Annotated in this window: 1 protein-coding gene; it reads right to left on the bottom strand. The window is 47.5% G+C overall.

The genetic code is table 11. The annotated features are described in order from the left end of the window. Positions 1-1,180, bottom strand: a 1,180-nt coding sequence (gene tuf / locus R7Z47_RS24060) for an elongation factor Tu (protein ID WP_262607161.1), incomplete at both ends; no start/stop codon positions are given.

Raw genomic sequence — 1,180 nt, forward strand, 5'->3', positions numbered from 1 at the left:
TCGAAGATCTTAGCAACAACACCAGCACCTACTGTACGGCCACCTTCACGGATCGCGAAACGTAGACCTTCGTCCATTGCGATTGGTGCGATTAGCTCTACAGTCATCTGTACGTTGTCGCCTGGCATTACCATTTCTACGCCGTCTGGTAGCTGGATGTCACCAGTTACGTCAGTTGTACGGAAGTAGAATTGTGGACGGTAGCCTTTGAAGAATGGAGTGTGACGACCACCTTCATCTTTAGACAGTACGTATACTTCTGATTCGAACTTAGTGTGTGGAGTGATTGAACCAGGCTTAGCTAGTACTTGACCACGTTCAACTTCGTCACGCTTAGTACCACGTAGAAGTGCACCAACGTTCTCACCTGCACGGCCTTCGTCTAGAAGCTTACGGAACATCTCAACACCAGTACATGTAGTTGTAGTAGTGTCTTTGATACCTACGATAGCAACTTCGTCACCTACAGTTAGGATACCACGCTCGATACGGCCAGTTACTACTGTACCACGACCTTGGATTGAGAATACGTCTTCGATAGGCATTAGGAATGGCTGATCTACCGCACGCTCTGGCTCAGGGATGTAAGTATCTAGAGCTTCTGCTAGTTCAACGATTTTCGCTTCCCACTGCTCTTCGCCGTTTAGTGCGCCTAGTGCAGAACCTTGGATAACTGGTAGGTCATCACCTGGGAAATCGTATTCAGATAGAAGTTCACGAACTTCCATTTCTACTAGTTCTAGTAGCTCTTCATCGTCAACCATGTCACATTTGTTCATGAATACGATGATGTATGGGATACCAACCTGACGGCCTAGTAGGATGTGCTCACGAGTTTGTGGCATTGGGCCATCTGTCGCAGCAACAACTAGGATACCACCGTCCATCTGTGCAGCACCAGTGATCATGTTTTTAACATAGTCAGCGTGTCCTGGACAGTCAACGTGTGCGTAGTGGCGTGATGGAGTGTCGTACTCAACGTGAGAAGTTGCGATTGTGATACCGCGCTCACGCTCTTCTGGAGCGTTATCGATAGATGCGAAGTCTTTAGCTACACCGCCGTAAACTTTAGCAAGAGTAGTACAGATAGCTGCAGTTAGAGTTGTTTTACCGTGGTCAACGTGGCCGATAGTACCAACGTTAACGTGCGGTTTCGTACGTTCAAATTTTTCTTTAGACA

It is taken from the genome of Vibrio sp. 1641 (assembly GCF_033339995.1).
Taxonomy (GTDB): Bacteria; Pseudomonadota; Gammaproteobacteria; order Enterobacterales; family Vibrionaceae; genus Vibrio; species Vibrio alginolyticus.